At 61.8% G+C, this 15,640-nt stretch carries 15 protein-coding genes; all 15 read left to right on the plus strand.

Going from position 1 to position 15,640, the window contains the following annotated elements; all coding sequences use genetic code 11:
• Positions 1 to 11 precede the first annotated feature (11 nt).
• The 15 genes from AC0680_RS02300 (at position 12) to AC0680_RS02370 (ending at position 15,603) form a co-directional block, all read left to right on the plus strand.
• Positions 12 to 1,427 carry a phage portal protein gene (locus AC0680_RS02300; protein ID WP_478624207.1) on the plus strand — a complete coding sequence of 472 codons (1,416 nt, stop codon included), beginning with the start codon at positions 12 to 14 and terminating at the stop codon, positions 1,425 to 1,427.
• A 10-nt stretch (positions 1,428 to 1,437) separates the two neighbouring features.
• Positions 1,438 to 2,235 (plus strand): hypothetical protein, encoded by a 798-nt coding sequence (locus AC0680_RS02305; RefSeq protein WP_478624209.1) that lies wholly within the window; start codon positions 1,438 to 1,440, stop codon positions 2,233 to 2,235.
• A 50-nt stretch (positions 2,236 to 2,285) separates the two neighbouring features.
• The gene (locus AC0680_RS02310) at positions 2,286 to 2,834 is read left to right on the plus strand and encodes a hypothetical protein (RefSeq protein ID WP_478624211.1); all 549 of its coding nucleotides are present in this window, start codon (positions 2,286 to 2,288) and stop codon (positions 2,832 to 2,834) included.
• Between the two features lie 37 nt (positions 2,835 to 2,871).
• On the plus strand, positions 2,872 to 3,831 hold the full coding sequence (locus AC0680_RS02315) for a phage major capsid protein (RefSeq protein WP_478624212.1): 960 nt from the start codon (positions 2,872 to 2,874) through the stop codon (positions 3,829 to 3,831).
• Positions 3,832 to 3,859: 28 nt separating this feature from the next.
• Positions 3,860 to 4,240 carry a hypothetical protein gene (locus tag AC0680_RS02320; protein WP_478624214.1) on the plus strand — a complete coding sequence of 127 codons (381 nt, stop codon included), beginning with the start codon at positions 3,860 to 3,862 and terminating at the stop codon, positions 4,238 to 4,240.
• 11 nt (positions 4,241 to 4,251) lie between these two features.
• The gene (locus AC0680_RS02325; protein WP_478624215.1) at positions 4,252 to 4,590 is read left to right on the plus strand and encodes a hypothetical protein; all 339 of its coding nucleotides are present in this window, start codon (positions 4,252 to 4,254) and stop codon (positions 4,588 to 4,590) included.
• Entirely contained in the window at positions 4,590 to 4,841 is a 252-nt protein-coding gene (locus tag AC0680_RS02330) for a hypothetical protein (protein WP_478624216.1), read from the plus strand. The genes AC0680_RS02325 and AC0680_RS02330 overlap by 1 nt, the downstream gene beginning before the upstream one ends.
• A 419-nt stretch (positions 4,842 to 5,260) precedes the next feature.
• On the plus strand, positions 5,261 to 5,818 hold the full coding sequence (locus AC0680_RS02335) for a phage tail tube protein (RefSeq protein WP_478624218.1): 558 nt from the start codon (positions 5,261 to 5,263) through the stop codon (positions 5,816 to 5,818).
• A gap of 80 nt (positions 5,819 to 5,898) precedes the next feature.
• The gene (locus AC0680_RS02340) at positions 5,899 to 6,153 is read left to right on the plus strand and encodes a hypothetical protein (RefSeq protein ID WP_478624220.1); all 255 of its coding nucleotides are present in this window, start codon (positions 5,899 to 5,901) and stop codon (positions 6,151 to 6,153) included.
• A gap of 374 nt (positions 6,154 to 6,527) precedes the next feature.
• The gene (locus AC0680_RS02345; protein ID WP_478624222.1) at positions 6,528 to 9,890 is read left to right on the plus strand and encodes a phage tail tape measure protein; all 3,363 of its coding nucleotides are present in this window, start codon (positions 6,528 to 6,530) and stop codon (positions 9,888 to 9,890) included.
• Between the two features lie 235 nt (positions 9,891 to 10,125).
• A complete protein-coding gene (locus AC0680_RS02350) occupies positions 10,126 to 12,393 on the plus strand; it encodes a hypothetical protein (RefSeq protein ID WP_478624223.1) in 2,268 nt (755 codons plus the stop codon).
• A 1-nt stretch (position 12,394) separates the two neighbouring features.
• On the plus strand, positions 12,395 to 13,516 hold the full coding sequence (locus AC0680_RS02355) for a DUF5047 domain-containing protein (RefSeq protein ID WP_478624224.1): 1,122 nt from the start codon (positions 12,395 to 12,397) through the stop codon (positions 13,514 to 13,516).
• A complete protein-coding gene (locus tag AC0680_RS02360; RefSeq protein WP_478624225.1) occupies positions 13,516 to 14,049 on the plus strand; it encodes an H-type lectin domain-containing protein in 534 nt (177 codons plus the stop codon). Before AC0680_RS02355 ends, AC0680_RS02360 begins: the two co-directional genes overlap by 1 nt.
• Positions 14,050 to 14,063: 14 nt before the next feature.
• Positions 14,064 to 14,669 (plus strand): hypothetical protein, encoded by a 606-nt coding sequence (locus AC0680_RS02365; protein ID WP_478624226.1) that lies wholly within the window; start codon positions 14,064 to 14,066, stop codon positions 14,667 to 14,669.
• 82 nt (positions 14,670 to 14,751) lie between these two features.
• Positions 14,752 to 15,603: a peptidoglycan-binding protein LysM gene (locus AC0680_RS02370; RefSeq protein WP_478624227.1), complete on the plus strand. Its 852-nt coding sequence runs from the start codon at positions 14,752 to 14,754 to the stop codon at positions 15,601 to 15,603.
• Positions 15,604 to 15,640: the final 37 nt, after the last annotated feature.

Here is a 15,640-nt window from a genome sequence, read left to right on the forward strand (position 1 = left end):
AAGGGGGAAAGGTGATCGACTCACAGACCCCTGGCAGTCCCGGATGGTGGTTCAAGCGACTGGCCGAGAAGCAAGTAGCGCGACTTTCCGACCTACACAGACTGCACCGGTACGCCGTGGGTGACGCGGACTTGCCGGAGGGCGACGAGCGCGTACGCGAGACGTTCCAGAAGTTCCAGCGCAAGGCACGGTCCAACTACGTAGGCCTTATCTGTGAATCCCTTCTAGAGAGGCTTCGCGTGACCGGCTTTCGCGCCGGCTCTGACGCCACTGCTACGGACGACAAAGACGCGTGGGCTATGTGGCAAGCGAACAGCATGGATGCGGACATACCCCTTGGGTTCCGCGCAGCGCTGTACATGCGTGAGGCGTACCTATTCGTCGGACCGCCCAACGGTTCCGCGGGTAAGTATCCGGTCATCACCGTAGAGGACCCCCGCGAGATGATCGCGGAAATGGACCCCATCCGTAAGCGCCGGCCCCTTGCCGTTCTGAAGATGTGGAATGACACGGTCGTCAGTCAGCGTCGCGCGCTGTTGATGGTGGGCGCAGAGGTCCACTCGTACACCGCCCCGCTTCGCGACGACTCGTCTTACGCCTACGAGGGCTTCTCGCTGGATTCGTGGGTTGCCGCGGGATCGGCAAAGAACCCCGTAGGCCGTCCTCCTGTTGTGCGTCTCGCAAACCGGATGAACATCGATGGTACGTGCCTGGCAGAGGCTGAAGACGTACTAGATATCCAGGACCGCATCAACAATCAGGTTCTTGACCGTCTCGTCATCTCCAAGATGCAGGCGTACCGACAGCGCTGGATTACGGGCGCGTCCTTCGAGGATGAAGACGGCAACCCCGTTGAGCCCTTCAAGCCCGGCGCTGATCTGGTGTGGGCCGTCGAAGACGAAACCGCCAAGTTTGGTGACTTCTCGCAGGCCGACCTGACGCCGATTCTCTCCGCTGTGAAGGACGATGTCCGGGACATGGCGGCAATCACCAGGACCCCAGCGCATTACCTACTCGGGGAGTTCATCAACGCTGCAGGTGACGCCTTCGACGCCTCGGAAACTGGGCTGGTGGCCAAGGCCAAAGAGCGCATGGCGCACTTCGGCGAAGCCATCGAAGAGGCCATTCGGATCGGGTACCTGTACCTCAACGATCCGAGGGCGGAAGCCTTTGACTCAGAGGTCCAATGGGGCGACCCGCAGAGGCGCGCACTTGCTGAAATGGCCGATGCTGCTACCAAGTTGAGTGCTGCCGGCGTCCCGTGGCGAACCCTGATGGCGGTACTGAACTTCACTCCTCAGGAGATCGACCGCATGGCAGCTGAAAGGGCCTCTGACGCCCTGTTGGCCAGCGCCCTAGCGCCACCCCCGGCACCCACCTCGAACGCCCCTCAGGCGCCCGCTGAGCAGCCTGCCGCTACCTCGTAAGGGGGGCCCCGTGCCTATCGGACCTGCCACGTACAAGCTCATCACGGATCAGGTACGCCTGCGTGTTCTCCAGTTCGCACAGAACGCCTGGACTGGTCTCGGCTCGTGGCGGGACTCTGACATCCAAGCGTTCATAGATGCGGTTGTACCCATGGTTGCCGGAGGACAGCAGCAGATCGCATCACTCACAAACGCTTTCCTAGCTGAGCAGGTGGCAGGCCTCTTCGGGGGGTCTGCCGCTCCGGTGGGACTCTCCCCTGAGGAAACCTCAGGATCGGCACTCCGCAACGGGGCCGACCCGCGGGAGGTCTACCGCCGGCCAGCAGTGCAGATGTACCGGGCCCTGAAACAGGGTGCGGCTCTTGACGCTGCTGTGAACCTTGGCGCCAACCGCATTGCGAAGTTGGTGACCACGGATATGCAGCTAGCAAAGACCCACGCGGCACAGCAGACGCTGCGCGATTCGAAGGCGCAGTACTACCGCCGCAAATTGCACGGCTCCAAGAACTGTGCATTGTGCATCGTTGCCAGCACGCAGCGATACCGGGTCAAGGAATTGATGCCTTGTCACCCGGGATGCCAGTGCACCCCGGAGCCTATTGAGGGCCCCGCCCCACACGTGCTTGATAAGGCGCGTCTGGAAGAACTCCACTCCGCTGTAGAGCGGGTGACGGGTAAGCCATCCGATCGTGGCGCCCGCGGAGAGCTGGACTACCGAAAGATTCTGGTGGTCCGTAACCACGGGGAGTACGGGCCGACCCTCACGTACAAGGGCCAAGCATTCACCGGCCCTGGCGATATCAACTGACCTTACCGCACCGAAATGGCATGCGGACTACCCGAAACGGGGATACAGCGATGTCTGAAGAGACCACTGAGGTCACCAAGTCTGGCGAAGACTCCGGTGAGAATTTGGCGAAGCAGCTTGCCGAAGCACAGGCCGAAGCCGAGAAGTGGAAGTCGCTTTCTCGTCTGAACGAGAACAAGGCCAAGACGAACGCCAAGGAACTAAAGGACTTCGAGGCTTGGAAGGCTTCTCAGCTTACCGAGATTGAGCGTGCCGTTGAGGACGCCAAGGTCGCCACGCGCGCTGAAGTGCTGGCAGAGGTAGGGGCCGAGCGCGCGCATGACGCGTTTGTTGCCGCTGCCAAGGGCCGGCTTACCAACGCTGAGGCCGTCCTGGCGCGGGTCGATGTAACGCAGTTTCTTGGTGAAGACAACAAGCCGAACACCACGGCTATTGGTGAGTTTCTCGACAGCATCGCACCAGCACAGAAGGAAGCGGAGTCTGTGCAGACCTCTTTGCAGGGGCTGTTCCAGGGTTCCCGCGGTGACCAGGGCAGCGCCCTCCCGCTGAATGGTGACCCGCTTCTACAGAAGGTTATGGGGATTGTTGGCGCACGCTAACCCCCTATCACTACGCACTCCCCATTAGGAGAGAAGCATGCCCGCAGTTGACAGCACCAAGCTAAATCTACTCGGCACCAATGCCTCCGGTACCTTTGCCGGCTACCTGCCCCCGGAGATGTCCGCCCCGATTTTCGAAGAGGCTGCGAAGCAGAGCGTTGCTATGCAGCTCATTCCCCAGGTTCCGCTAGGGCCGCAGGGCAAGGCCATCCCGATCTTCACCGGCACCCCCACGGCTGAGTGGGTTGCTGAGGCTGGCGCGAAGCCGATCAGCACCGGGTCCGTTGGCCTCAAGACCATGAAGAGCGCCAAGCTTGCCGGCATCTTCGTGGTCTCTGCTGAGGTTGTCCGGGCTGACCCGGGTGGATTCATGGCGAACATGCGGAAGAAGCTCGGTGAGTCCTTCGCCGTCGCGTTTGACAACGCGTTCTTCCACGGTGCCGGATCGGGTACTTCGTCGTCCCCGTTCTCTCAGCACCTTGACCAGACCACGCATTCCGTGGAGCTGGGTACCGCGACGGCTGCCAACGGTGGAATCTACACCGATCTGGTTTCGGGCCTTCAGCTGCTGGTGGACAGCGGGAAGAAGCTGAAGAGCTTCGCCCTGGACTCCGCCATCGAACCGAAGCTTCTGACTGCCGTGGACACCACGGGCCGGCCGATCTTCGTTGAGTCCACCTACGACATGACCGCCGGCCCGATCCGAAGCGGGTCGCTTCTGGGGCGCCCGTCCCGCATGGCTGACGGTATCCGTGGCACCGGTACTGCACTGGATACCCTTGGCTACGGAGGCGACTTCTCGCAGGCCATCTGGGGCGTTGTCGGTGGCATCACCTACGACGTTACCGACCAGGCAACGCTGCCGATCGGTGCGTCCGGTGCCATGGTCTCGCTGTGGCAGAACAACCTGATCGCTGTTCGTGCTGAGGCTGAGTACGGCTATCTCATCAACGACGTGAACGCCTTCGTCAAGTACACGGAGAACGACGGCGCCTAATCGCCTTCCGCTATGAGAGGGGGACAGCATGGCGCTGCCCTTGGCTACTCCCGCTGAGCTGTCCGCCTATCTCCAGCGGGACATCCCAACAGACTCCGCGGACATCGCCCTACGTCTGGCCTCGGGGAAGGTGCGGGGGTTCATCAACCGACCGGACCTTCCCTCCCTGGCGGACGACACCACGGCCCCGGACGACATCAAAGCCGTGGTCCTGGCCGTCGCGTCCCGCGTCTTCGGGAATCCGAACGACATCCGGCAAGAGACCGTGGGGTCCGAGTCACTGACCTACGCGTCAGAGACCATCGGTGTGCAGCTGACCACTGCTGAGTTGAGGGACCTGAGGCGGTACCGCGTGCGCTGGCGAACCCTGGAAGCAGGGCCGGTCTACCCCGAGGTGACTGCCGAATGAGACTACTCACTATGCAGTCCGTCACGGTGCTTCGTGCGCCCCTAGTGGTGGACCCGTACGGGAATCCCTCCAGCGAACGTGACTGGGGCAGCGCCGTGGGCACGGCGTACGCCGGCCTCAGTGTGCAGCCCATTGGCGATTCGCCCTCCAGCGAGACGACGGGGGACCGGACCACCATCATCACGGGGTGGAAGCTCAGTACGGCGCGCGGGTCGGACATCGATCTACTCGCCACCGATCGTGTCGAATACGACGGGATCACCGCTGAGGTAGACGGAGAAGTCGCGCGGTACTACCTAGGTGGTCGGGTCCACCATGTTGAGGCCCGTCTTAAGCGGGTGACCGGCTGATGGCAGACCGGATCAAAATGAAGATGAGCGAGATTCGAAAGCTTCTCCAGCTTGCGGAACTCGACGCCGAGGTTGAGCGGGTGGCACGGGTCGTTGAAGGCCGGGTTACCGCACAAGGCCTACAAACCCGAGTTGACCTGAAAAAGGGCAGCAAGCGTATGCGCGGTGCGGTCATTGCCGGCTATGAGGACGGCGCGACAGCGGAGAACACCCGCCGTGCGTTGCTGCGTTCCATGGATGGCGTCAAATGAGGCCGGCCGTCGCGTTCCCGGACGCTGTGCTGACGACCATTGAGTATCTTCGGGCAGTCGTACCCGGCACCCCGGTCTACTCCCGCGTTCCGTCGCCGCTTCCCGAAGAGTTCGTACGCATCGAGCGTATCGGAGGCCTTCGGCGGACCATTGTCACCGACCGTCCGCGGATCAACGTGGAGTGCTGGGGTCCCACTGAGAAGGCGTCAGAAGACCTAATGAAGGTTGTGCGCGCCCACGTACTAGTCATGGCTGGCAAGCGAGGCAGCACCACGGTCTACGACGTGGAAGAGGTATCTGGCCCCATGTGGCTACCAGACAGCGCTACCGGCCGCCCTCGGTACGCCTTCGCTGTCGAATTCTCTGCCCGTGGAAGCGCCCTGTAGCGCTCCGGGCCCTACCAAATTGGAGGCTCCGGCATGGCTGGAGATATCGCAAACCCGCGCCTATGGACCGGCGCTGACCTTTGGACTGCAGCTGTCGGGACTGCCCTGCCGGCGACGCTCGATGACGCGATGACGACTGTTCCCGCTTGGAAGGCCGTCGGTCTGCTTTCCGAGGACGGCGCGTCTGAGTCCCGGGATGAGGACACCAACGACTTTTACGCATGGGGCGGGAAGCTCGTTCGGACCACCCGCAGCAAGCACAAGCGGAGCATCAAGGTCACTTGCCTTGAAGACAACCTTGTGGTCTTTGGACTGGTTAACCCCGGCTCCACTGTCGCCACCGCTGCTGGCGTGAACACCCGCACCGTCAAGGTACCGAAGTCGGAGAAGCGCAGCTTCGTCCTGGAAATGGTAGATGGCGACATCACCCGCCGACGACACATCCCGACTGGTGAGGTTACCGAAGTTGGTGAGGTGACTCTCTCTGAGTCTGACCTTCAGGCCTTCGAGCTGACCATCACCATCTACCCCGGCGCGGATGACTCGCTGTACCTGGACTACGACAACGACCCGCAGGGCGCTACGGCCTAACCCCACATCTGAACGGCCGGAGTTTCTGGGTGGATGCTCCGGCCGTTTCTAATCCACCCGACCACCCATGAGGAGAGACCATGCCCACGAAGAACGACGCGACCGGCCAGCCGCTACCCGTTGCGTACAATGGTGAGACCTATCTCGTTCCGCCCACCGAAGAGTGGGACATTGATGTTCTTGAGGCCATCGACGACAACAAGCTGACGAGCGCGCTTCGAGCGCTACTCGGGGCTGAGCAGTACGCGACCTTCCGCAAGACCAACACGAAGGTCAAGGCACTCGGTGAGTTCATGGACGTTGCCGGTAAGGCGGTAGGGGCGGGAAACTCCTAAGCCTTCTACCGCTGATCCGTGAACACGGTGATGCGATAGAGGCTGACCTAGCCTTCCGGGGTTTCGATCTTCTCGACATGTGGCGGGGAACGCTGAGTCCCCGCCGTGTCGATGTGCTTATTCGTGGGCTGCCCCCGGACAGCGCTACACGAATGGCTATGAACGGCCGTGAACCACTATGGACGCGAACGGATTACATCCTTGCTGACCTATGGGATGCCGTTAACTACAACACGGTAGTCACGGTTGGCGTGGCACAAGGCAAGGAACCCAATAGCCCCGCGCCATACCCGCGCCCTGGCGACAAGCCCAAGAACCCAATTACAGCGGCCCATCTGCTGGCCCATCGAGAGCGCACAAAGAGGGGGTAGCAGATGCCCGCACCCGAAATCGCAGTTGCCTACATATCCGTTGTACCCGAGGTGCAGGGGTTCGCTGCGCAGCTTCGCCGGCAGGTTGTAGGACCTGCGCAGGATGCCGGGGACCAGGCCGGCCAAGCCGCAGGGTCATCCTTTGGCGACAAGCTAAAGGCCGGCCTAGCCGGTGCCGCTGTTGCAGCAGGTGCCGTCCTGGTAAAGGGCCTCACCGATGCCGTAGAACAGTCGAACGTGACCAGCAAGCTGCAGGCTCAGTTGGGGGCTAGCAGCAAGGACGCAGCGAAGTACGGCAAGGTGGCGGGCCGGCTCTACGCGGCCGGTGTTACGGAGACCTTTGAAGATGGAGCGGAGACCATCCGTGCCATCGTAAATGCTGGTTTGGTTCCTCCGGGTGCTACTAACAAGCAGCTGCAGAGCATCGCCACGAAGATGCATGACGTGTCAACAACGTTTGGCACGGATATGAGCATGCAAACTCAGGCCGTCAGTGCCCTCATGAAAAACCACCTAGCGCCCTCCGCTGATGCGGCGCTGGACATCATCACCACGGGCATGCAAAGGCTTGGCCCCAACGCCGAAGACCTCCTAGAGACGTTCCAAGAGTACCCTGTCCAGTTGCGCAAGCTGGGAATCGACGCTACTCAGTCCCTAGGGCTATTCTGGCAAGGTCTACAGGGTGGCGCACGCGATACGGACATCATCGCGGACGCGCTCAAGGAATTCTCCATTCGTTCCATCGACATGAGCAACAGCTCTCGGGACGCCTACAAGTCCCTTGGGCTGGACGCGCAAAACATGGAACAGATGATTGGCAAGGGCGGACAGTCAGCCAACAAGGGCTTGCAAATTGTTCTTGACAAGCTGCGGAGCATCCATGACCCCGTCAAGCGAGAAGCAGCAGCGGTAGGGCTGTTCGGAACACAAGCCGAGGAACTGGGCAAGAGCCTCTTCAAGCTAGACCCCGCTAAGGCAGCTAAGGGCCTAGACGGTGTCGAAGGGTCAGTGAACAGACTGGGAAACAGCCTGCGGTCCGGCCCCTCCTACGAGCTTCAGGTATTCACAAGAGGGCTGCAGCAAGGCCTGGTAAACGTACTCGGAACCTACGTAGTCCCAGTGCTGACCACCTTCGCGCACGGTCTCAGCAGTGTAGCTGGAGTCGCCAGGGGCGCGTTTAACTGGGTTCGGGAGTACGGCCCCTGGCTGCTTCCCTTCGCTATCGGCATCGCCGGCATAACCATCGCCATGAACGCGCAAGCAATCGCAACAGGCGCTGTCACCGCGGTGTTCAGCATCTACCGGGCCGCCATCTTGGTAGGAACGGCAGTTACGAACGGATTTGCCGGGGCACAAGCATTCCTGAACACGGTAATGCGCGCCAACCCGATTATCTTGATCGTCACCCTGATTATCGCCCTAGGTGCGGCGATCGTCGTTGCGCACAAGAAATCAGAGACGTTCCGCAACATCGTTCAGGGCGCGTGGCAGGGTATTCAGACTGTCGTCTCTTGGGCGTGGAACAACGTACTGAAGCCTGTCTTCACCGCGCTCGGTACGGTAATTCTGTGGCTGTGGAACAACGTCATCAAGCCGGCGTTTAACGGCATCGTAACGGTAATCAAGATCTCCCTAATCCCGATCCAGGTAGCGCTATCTGTCCTCTGGTTCGCCATCAAGGGAATCGGAACCGTCGCCATGTGGTTGTGGAACAACGCGATCAAGCCGGCTTTCGGCTGGATCGCCGACAAGGCATTGTGGCTTTGGATGTACGGGATCAAGCCGGGGTTCACGCTCATCAAGAACATGTTCAACGCCCTGTTGAGCGCTGCGAAGTGGCTTTGGAACAACGGCATCAAGCCGGTCTTCCAATGGGTTGCCGACAAGGCTAAGTGGCTTTGGACGTATGGGATCAAGCCTGCGTTCGAGCCTATCAAGCGCACGTTTAACAGTCTGATCGACGCTGCCAAGTGGCTTTGGAACAACGGGATCAAGCCGGTGTTCAACTGGATCAGCGACAAGGCCAAGTGGGTTTGGAGCTACGGCATTAAGCCGTCCTTCGAGGCCATCAAGCAAGGCGTCAAGAGGGTAGGCGACAGTTTCGAGACTGCCAAGAACTTCATTGGTAGGGCTTGGACCAAGCTCCAGGACATCGCAAAGAAGCCCGTTAGGTTCCTGATCAACACCGTGTACAACGGCGGAATCGTCCCGCTGTGGAACAAGATTGCAACGGCGTTCGGAGCCCCCTCGCTGCGTCCCTTGAACATCAAGGGCTACGCAACGGGTGGCATCCTGCCCGGGTACACCCCCGGGCGTGACGTGCATCTAGCTGCCCTGTCGGGCGGCGAAGCCATCATGCGCCCGGAGTGGACGCGGGCCATGGGGCCTGGCTACGTAAACGCCATGAACGCTGCTGCCCGCTCCGGCGGTGTCAACGCCGTTCAGCGAGCTATGGGCGGAGGCCTGCCGGCGTTCAAGGACGGCGGAATCTTCGGCTGGATCGGATCAGCGGCAAACACCGTCAAGGGGTGGGGATCTGCTGCGTGGGACAAGGTCAAGGACGGCGCCGGCTGGCTTGCCGACACCATCGCGGGATCGGCCAAGGCTGGTGTCAAGGCACTCGTTAACCCGCTGATCAACCTGATTCCCGGGCTGAACACCGGGTGGGGTAGGTCCATCAAGCACATCCCAGAGAAGATGATCAACAGCATGCTTAGCTTCTCTGAGAAGGCAGACGAAAAGGGCGCCGCATCGCTGGCCAAGTACACGGGTGGCGGGAAGCTCGGTGACTGGATCGCCAAGGCGATGAAATTCACAGGCGTTCCGGCTAGTTGGGCCGGTCCCCTTCGCACGCTGATCATGCGTGAGTCGGGCGGCAACCCCAACGCGATCAACCGATGGGACTCCAACGCCAAGGCCGGCCATCCGTCACAGGGTCTGATGCAGACGATTCCCGGCACCTTCGCCGCGTACCGGGATCACCGTCTCCCCAACAGGATCACGGACCCGATTGCGAACATCGTCGCGGGCATCAACTACATCAAGTCCCGGTACGGCTCCATCTTCAATGTCCAACAGGCCGTTGGTAGCACGCCGAAGGGATATGACTCCGGTGGATGGCTCATGCCGGGCGCGACCATGGCCGTCAACAAGACCGGCAAGCCTGAGGCCATTCTTACGGCCGGCGACTGGAACAACGTCGCAACGCTGGCAAACCGAGGAATGGCTGGCGGAGTCCAGGACGGCGCTCGACTCGTACTGGTCACTGAGTCGGGCAAGAGTTTTGAGGCGTACGTAGACCAGCGTGCTGACGGACGAATTCACCAGGGGCTGGTTGCTCCCGCATCCCTAGGGAGGACGCTGTAATGCCCGAGGACACCGTTCCGGTAGGCGATGAAGGCCTTGAAATCCCGGTAACCACCACGACCACCGATGACCAGGGCAAGACGGTGGTCACTGGATACCCGCCCGACGGGCCTGGCCCCGTGGCCGAGGGGTCAACGGACCCCCGCGCCGGCTTGCCTCCATTCGGCTGGCCATTCAACTGACCGGCTAGGGGTCGGGCGCCTAACAGCGCTCGGCCCCTCCAATGGAGGTTCTCATGCCATACAGCAATCCCAATCTGCTGCCGGACAACGTTGGTGAATTCGAGGGTGGAACGTCAGGGTGGACGCCCGGAGCAAACACGACTCAGGCGGTAGTCACCACCGACGTGGCTGTACCTGGTACCAAGGCACTGAAGTTCGCCGCGACGGCTGGCGGGTCCATAACTGCCACAAGCCCCCGTGTCCTGGTCACCGCGGGCACCGAGTATGTGCTCTTCTATCTGCTCTACCTCAGCGCTGCCCGCGCAAGCCGCGTGAGCACCATGACGGTTACGTGGTACGACTCGTCAACTGCAGGTTCTGCGCTGGGAACGATGTCCTCAGCGATCAACCTACCCAACGCCTCGGGATTCCAGCAGACTTCATCTCCCGTTGCTGTGGGTACGGCCCCCACAGGCGCACTGTCGATGGTGATTACGTACACCGTCACCAACATGACCGCTGCGGACTTCGTCCAAGTCGACCTTGGGTACTTCGGTAAGACCTCGCGCATTGCCGGCAACGTCCTCAGCTACAACGCTCAGTCTGCCGAAGTGAGCGCGGCCGACTGGACGTTCAGCGGGGGGACCGGTGCCCGGTTCTGGGGCACGCTCTCTACCGGCGCTGGCTACTACTGCACCGCGCTGACATCCGCAGCTGCTGGCGATGTCCTGGCCACTACGGCCGTCAAGTACGCCGTTACGGCTGGCACGGTCTACCGGGCCTACTCGCAGCTGATCGCAGCAGCTGCCGGCACGTACACGGGCAAGCTCTCCATTCGCTGGTACGACGCTGGCAACGCGCTCATCAGTACGTCGTCCGTGACTCCCTCGTTCACGAACGCCACAACCACTGTGGCGTGTGTGGTGGCTGCCGCTCCGGCGGGTGCGGTGACCGCTGATCTGGTGACCGGCGCAACGGCTACGGCAGGGTCGCAGACCTTCTACATCGACGAAATGTGCCTTGGCGTCGCACCCAACGCCGCGGGCAACCAGCTGACCTATGACGAGTACTCCACTGAATCCACGCTGCCGGCCTGGACGGTCGATGGCGGGACGAGTGCACGGGCGTTCATCACCAGCGGCATCAGCGATGGGTACTACGGCATGCAGGTCTCGCCGACGGCAGGCGGGGTAATTACCGCGACGCTTAACCGCCTGGTCCCTGTCACCGCGGGCACTACCTACTCCGTTTCTGCTGTTGTCTTCCGGCACAATCCAGGACCGGGCAGCACCACGGCGTCCATGCGCACGCGGGTCGACTGGTACGACGGCGCTGGGAATCTAGTCCTGGCGGACAACGCAGACCAGTTCTATTCCTTCACCGTGGCTTCCGGCGCGGTAACAGGCTCTCCGTTCTCCGAGACTCGAACGTGTCCGGTAGGCGCGACCCGTGCCAAGGTCAGCGTCCAGATGGACCACACCGGGTCGATCGTGGATGCGTACACCATTGACAACGTGGTGCTCAAGGAATCATCAGCGGAGTATGAGATTGCCGCTGACGACGCCACGGGGTCTGTCTCCGTGACCGTGAACTACGAGCCGGTTAATCCGAGTACGACGGTCACGATTCTCAGAATGGACGAAAGCGGCAACGCGCACCCCGTGCGGGGCTACGGATACGAATACGACCGGGCCCCCTACAGCGCCGGCCCCATCCTGGTGGAGGACTACGAGGCCCCGCTAGGTCAGCGCGTGTGGTACGCGATCAACTGGTATGACGCTGGCGGTGTACGCCACGACCAACTGTTCACGCAGACCATCGCTGGCCCCAAGCTGGACGACCCCAACTACGTCTGGTTCAAGGCTCCGGGGCTTCCCGCGCTGAACACGTTGGTGATGATGGAGTCACCTATCAAGTGGTCCCGCGCAGCGCGCTCGGCCACCTACCAGATCGTGGGCAGGAAGAACCCCGTGACGGTGTCCGGAGTTCGTGGGGGCCGTACCGGATCGGCCACCGTGCTCGTATGGGATGAGCCCTCTAACGAGCACTTCAACGCCCTGCTGGATACCGGACTGACAGCGCTGATTCAGGCGATGCCCGGGTACGGCATCGACGGAAATCTGTATGTGTCCGTCGGCGACTCGGAGGTGGAGCAGCTGACTCAGGACGCCCGGGATGACGGGTGGCGCTGGTCATTGCCCATCGCAGAAACGGACCGTCCCGCTGGCGGACTCCAAGGATCGGCACTCGCCACCTGGCAGGACATCAGCGACGACAACGCCGATTGGTTCGCCGTATTCGACGGGTACGCCGCTTGGGCGGATGTGCTAACAGGGGGATGACATGCAGACCGTTAGCGCCAAGTTTCTGCCGGCGCTGACGACGGATCATGGACTGTCGGTCAAAGTCAACGTTCTCTACGACGGAGATGTCGTAGCGGAGGACGTTGCCTTTGAGGATGGCTCCGTAAAGGTGGATCGGGGCAGCGACGTTCGGCGGTCGCTGTCTCTTTCCATTCCCGATCCGGCGTCCTGGCCTACCAGTGATACCGATACGTTCAACGTCTACGGACAGCAGATCTACGTAGAGCGCGGGATCACGTATCTTGACGGTTCCTCCGAGCGCGTTCCCGCGGGCACGTTCGTGATTACCAGCGTCAGCGGGAACATCCACACGGGTCCGCTGTCCATCACTGGGGCTGGTCTTGAAATCCTTCTGAAGCGCTCTCTCTGGGAGTCGGCTACCAGCACTTCGGGGTACGCCAGTCCCGCTGCGTTCTGCGCCTTCCACATTCCTGACACCGTCCCCGGCGCATCGTTCGTTGACGACTCCACACGGGGCACTGAGGCGCTGGCATCAAAGACTTGGGACGCCCAGACAGACAAGTGGGCAGCGCTCGTTGAGGTGGCAAACAGCGTCGGTTGTGAGCTGTTCTGCAACGCCAACGGGACGTTCGTCCTGGCGGACATACCCGATCCAGACGACCTAGGCGTTGCTCCCGTGTGGGACGTGACGACCGGTGAACACGGCGTCATGGTCTCCGCGGAGATGGAGTTGACGGCGGACGACGTATTCAACCGAGTCGTCGTAACAGGGGAGAACGCGAGCGACAACGTTCCGCCCGCAAGCGGCGAGGCGAAGATTACCGACCCAACCGACCCGCTGCATTGGGGCGGCCCTTTCGGCAAGGTGACGAAGGCGTACAGCTCAAGTCTGATCACCAGCAATTCCAACGCCAACGCAACAGCCATCGCCCTTCTCCGGAAGTACCGGGCACCTAACCGAACGGTCTCACTGTCCACGGTGCCGAACCCAGCCCTGGATGCAGGGGACCGAATCCGGGTGAACTACGGGCCGGTCGGCCCCGCGCCGGAAATCCACATCGTCAACAGCTTCGACATCCCGCTGTCCGAGAAGAGCGGCGGTTTCTCTATCGCCACTGTGAGCGGACGGGAGGACGCCTGATGGCAGCGATCGACCGCGTAGTTGGAGCGGCTATTGACGGAGTCAAACGGTCCGGCGTTATTGAAGCCAGCGCGCTCATGGCGACTGTCAGCGTGGTGAATGCGGACGGGACCGTAACCGTCACACGGGGAGCGGACACGTACCCCAAGGTGCGATGCCTGAGTGGATATCTCGGCGCAACGGTTGGTGACGTAGTCGAGATTCTCAAGACCTCCGGCGGGTGGGTCGCCATCGGCAAGCTACGGACTAGCAACGCACCACGCGTTCAGTCCGGGCAGGCGACCACGCCAGCAACCACAGGTTCCCCCGCTGCATGGGGCACGGTCACCGTGACGTTTCCCAAGGCATTCGCGAACGTGCCGATTGTCGTGGCCGTCCCCGCCGAAGCAATCTCCAGCGGCAACACCGAAGTTGACGTTGCTGTAAGCAACACCACAACTACATCTTTCATCCTGCGCTGTCGCCGGTCGGCCTCCGGCAGCACTACCAGTTTCGCTGCGTGCACGCACAACTGGATAGCCACAGACTACTAGGAGACACAGTGCCTTTGACTGATGGCTACGGCCAGAACATTCCGTACCCGACGCTGAGCGACAAGCCCAATATCCAGACCATGGGGCAGGGCATCGTAGAGGGGCTCGTTCCCAAGAGCGTCATGGTATTCGCATCGGCCACCGTTCGAGGCGCCACGGTCACCACGCCCAAGTCCGGCATGTGTACGTGGCTCCAGGACGTTAAGCGCCTTGAAGTGTACGACGGTACGGCATGGGTCACCGTTGCCGCGGGCACCAGCGTATGGACCAATGTCCCGCTGGATTCAGGATGGACGAACAACGGGAACAGCAACGGCAACTTCCAATACCGCGTGGTGAATCTGTTTGGTGAGATCACCATCATGTTCCAGGGCGCCATTTCCCGCGCCACGTACCCGGGAACACTCCCCGGTTACTTCCAGCTGAACACCACGGCTCTGCCCACCAGCGCGCGGCCGGCATCGCTGCGAACGGTCGTTGTCCCGTGCTCTGACGCTGGCTCAGCGCGCATCACGTTGAAGCTCGATATCACTACGGATGGCTGGCTCCGCCTCTACGGCGTTCAGAGCGACAGCAAACCCGCGTGGGTCGGCTTCAACGGTGTTTTCTGTTCCCTGTGATCACAACTTTAGAGAGGTCCCTATGGGTACTGCATGGATACCGGGCGCAGAGCGCCTAGGAGACGGGTCAATCGGGGGCGCCATGGACAGCCCCTCTCGCCCTGCCCGTGTCGTCTGGCACACGACCGAAAGCGGTGCCGGCGATGCCGCGTTCAGCTCGGTTGGCAAGTACCTGGTTTCGATCGGTGCGGAGCCGCACATCCTCTACGACCCGACCACCGACCGCCTTGGACAGTTCGGCCCGCTGGGGGAGTCAGCCCGTGCTCTGAAGAACGACGGCAGCACCCGGACGAACCGCACCGGTAAGGCGTGCATCCAGATTGAGGTCCTGGCCCGCGCCGGCAAGCCCTTCACCGGCTACTGGAAGCCTGGCCCGAACTTCCGCGCGCTCATGGCTGCCATCCGCTCATGGGGCGTCGAGGACGTGTTCCCGACGGGTGCGCCGGCCAAGACGGCTGCTGCTGCAACCAAGCGGGACCGGTCGGTCTGGCTCAGCAATGGGGGGCACTACGGACACTGCAACGTCCCGGGGAATGATCACTGGGACCCGGGCGCCATCGACACCAAGGCGCTGTTCGCTGCTGCCCCGAAGGCTGCCCCTTCCAAGCCTGTCCCGAGCAAGCCAGCACCGGCCCCCGCCAGGAAGGTAGTTGACCTCTCCAACGTCATCGCTGCAGCACGGCGGGACCCGGGCCTGAAGCAGGGCGGCCTCACGCACCCCGCGGACGTGAAGCTTGTCGAGGCGGCGCTACGGGCTGAAGGACTGCTATCCGCTAAGTACTCGGCGGACGGCTCGTACGGCTCCCTGACCCGGGACGCGTACGCAGCGTGGCAGAGGCGCCTTGGCTACCGCGGCAACGACGCTGACGGCATCCCCGGCATGGCCTCCCTGTCCAAGCTTGGCAGCAAGCACGGATTCGGCGTAAAGGCCTAGCGACATGAGCCCCGAAGGAATCGCGGCTCTATCCGCT

The sequence above is a fragment of the Streptomyces sp. NPDC043738 genome (assembly GCF_056436545.1).

Excerpts from the sequence above, each read along its gene's own strand:
- AC0680_RS02345 (WP_478624222.1), top strand. The coding sequence starts at position 6,528 with ATGCCCGCACCCGAAATCGCAGTTGCCTACATATCCGTTGTACCCGAG.
- AC0680_RS02355 (WP_478624224.1), top strand. The coding sequence starts at position 12,395 with ATGCAGACCGTTAGCGCCAAGTTTCTGCCGGCGCTGACGACGGATCAT.
- AC0680_RS02315 (WP_478624212.1), top strand. The coding sequence starts at position 2,872 with ATGCCCGCAGTTGACAGCACCAAGCTAAATCTACTCGGCACCAATGCC.
- AC0680_RS02350 (WP_478624223.1), top strand. The coding sequence starts at position 10,126 with ATGCCATACAGCAATCCCAATCTGCTGCCGGACAACGTTGGTGAATTC.
- AC0680_RS02360 (WP_478624225.1), top strand. The coding sequence starts at position 13,516 with ATGGCAGCGATCGACCGCGTAGTTGGAGCGGCTATTGACGGAGTCAAA.
- AC0680_RS02325 (WP_478624215.1), top strand. The coding sequence starts at position 4,252 with ATGCAGTCCGTCACGGTGCTTCGTGCGCCCCTAGTGGTGGACCCGTAC.
- AC0680_RS02340 (WP_478624220.1), top strand. The coding sequence starts at position 5,899 with ATGCCCACGAAGAACGACGCGACCGGCCAGCCGCTACCCGTTGCGTAC.
- AC0680_RS02320 (WP_478624214.1), top strand. The coding sequence starts at position 3,860 with ATGGCGCTGCCCTTGGCTACTCCCGCTGAGCTGTCCGCCTATCTCCAG.
- AC0680_RS02330 (WP_478624216.1), top strand. The coding sequence starts at position 4,590 with ATGGCAGACCGGATCAAAATGAAGATGAGCGAGATTCGAAAGCTTCTC.
- AC0680_RS02310 (WP_478624211.1), top strand. The coding sequence starts at position 2,286 with ATGTCTGAAGAGACCACTGAGGTCACCAAGTCTGGCGAAGACTCCGGT.
- AC0680_RS02370 (WP_478624227.1), top strand. The coding sequence starts at position 14,752 with ATGGACAGCCCCTCTCGCCCTGCCCGTGTCGTCTGGCACACGACCGAA.
- AC0680_RS02335 (WP_478624218.1), top strand. The coding sequence starts at position 5,261 with ATGGCTGGAGATATCGCAAACCCGCGCCTATGGACCGGCGCTGACCTT.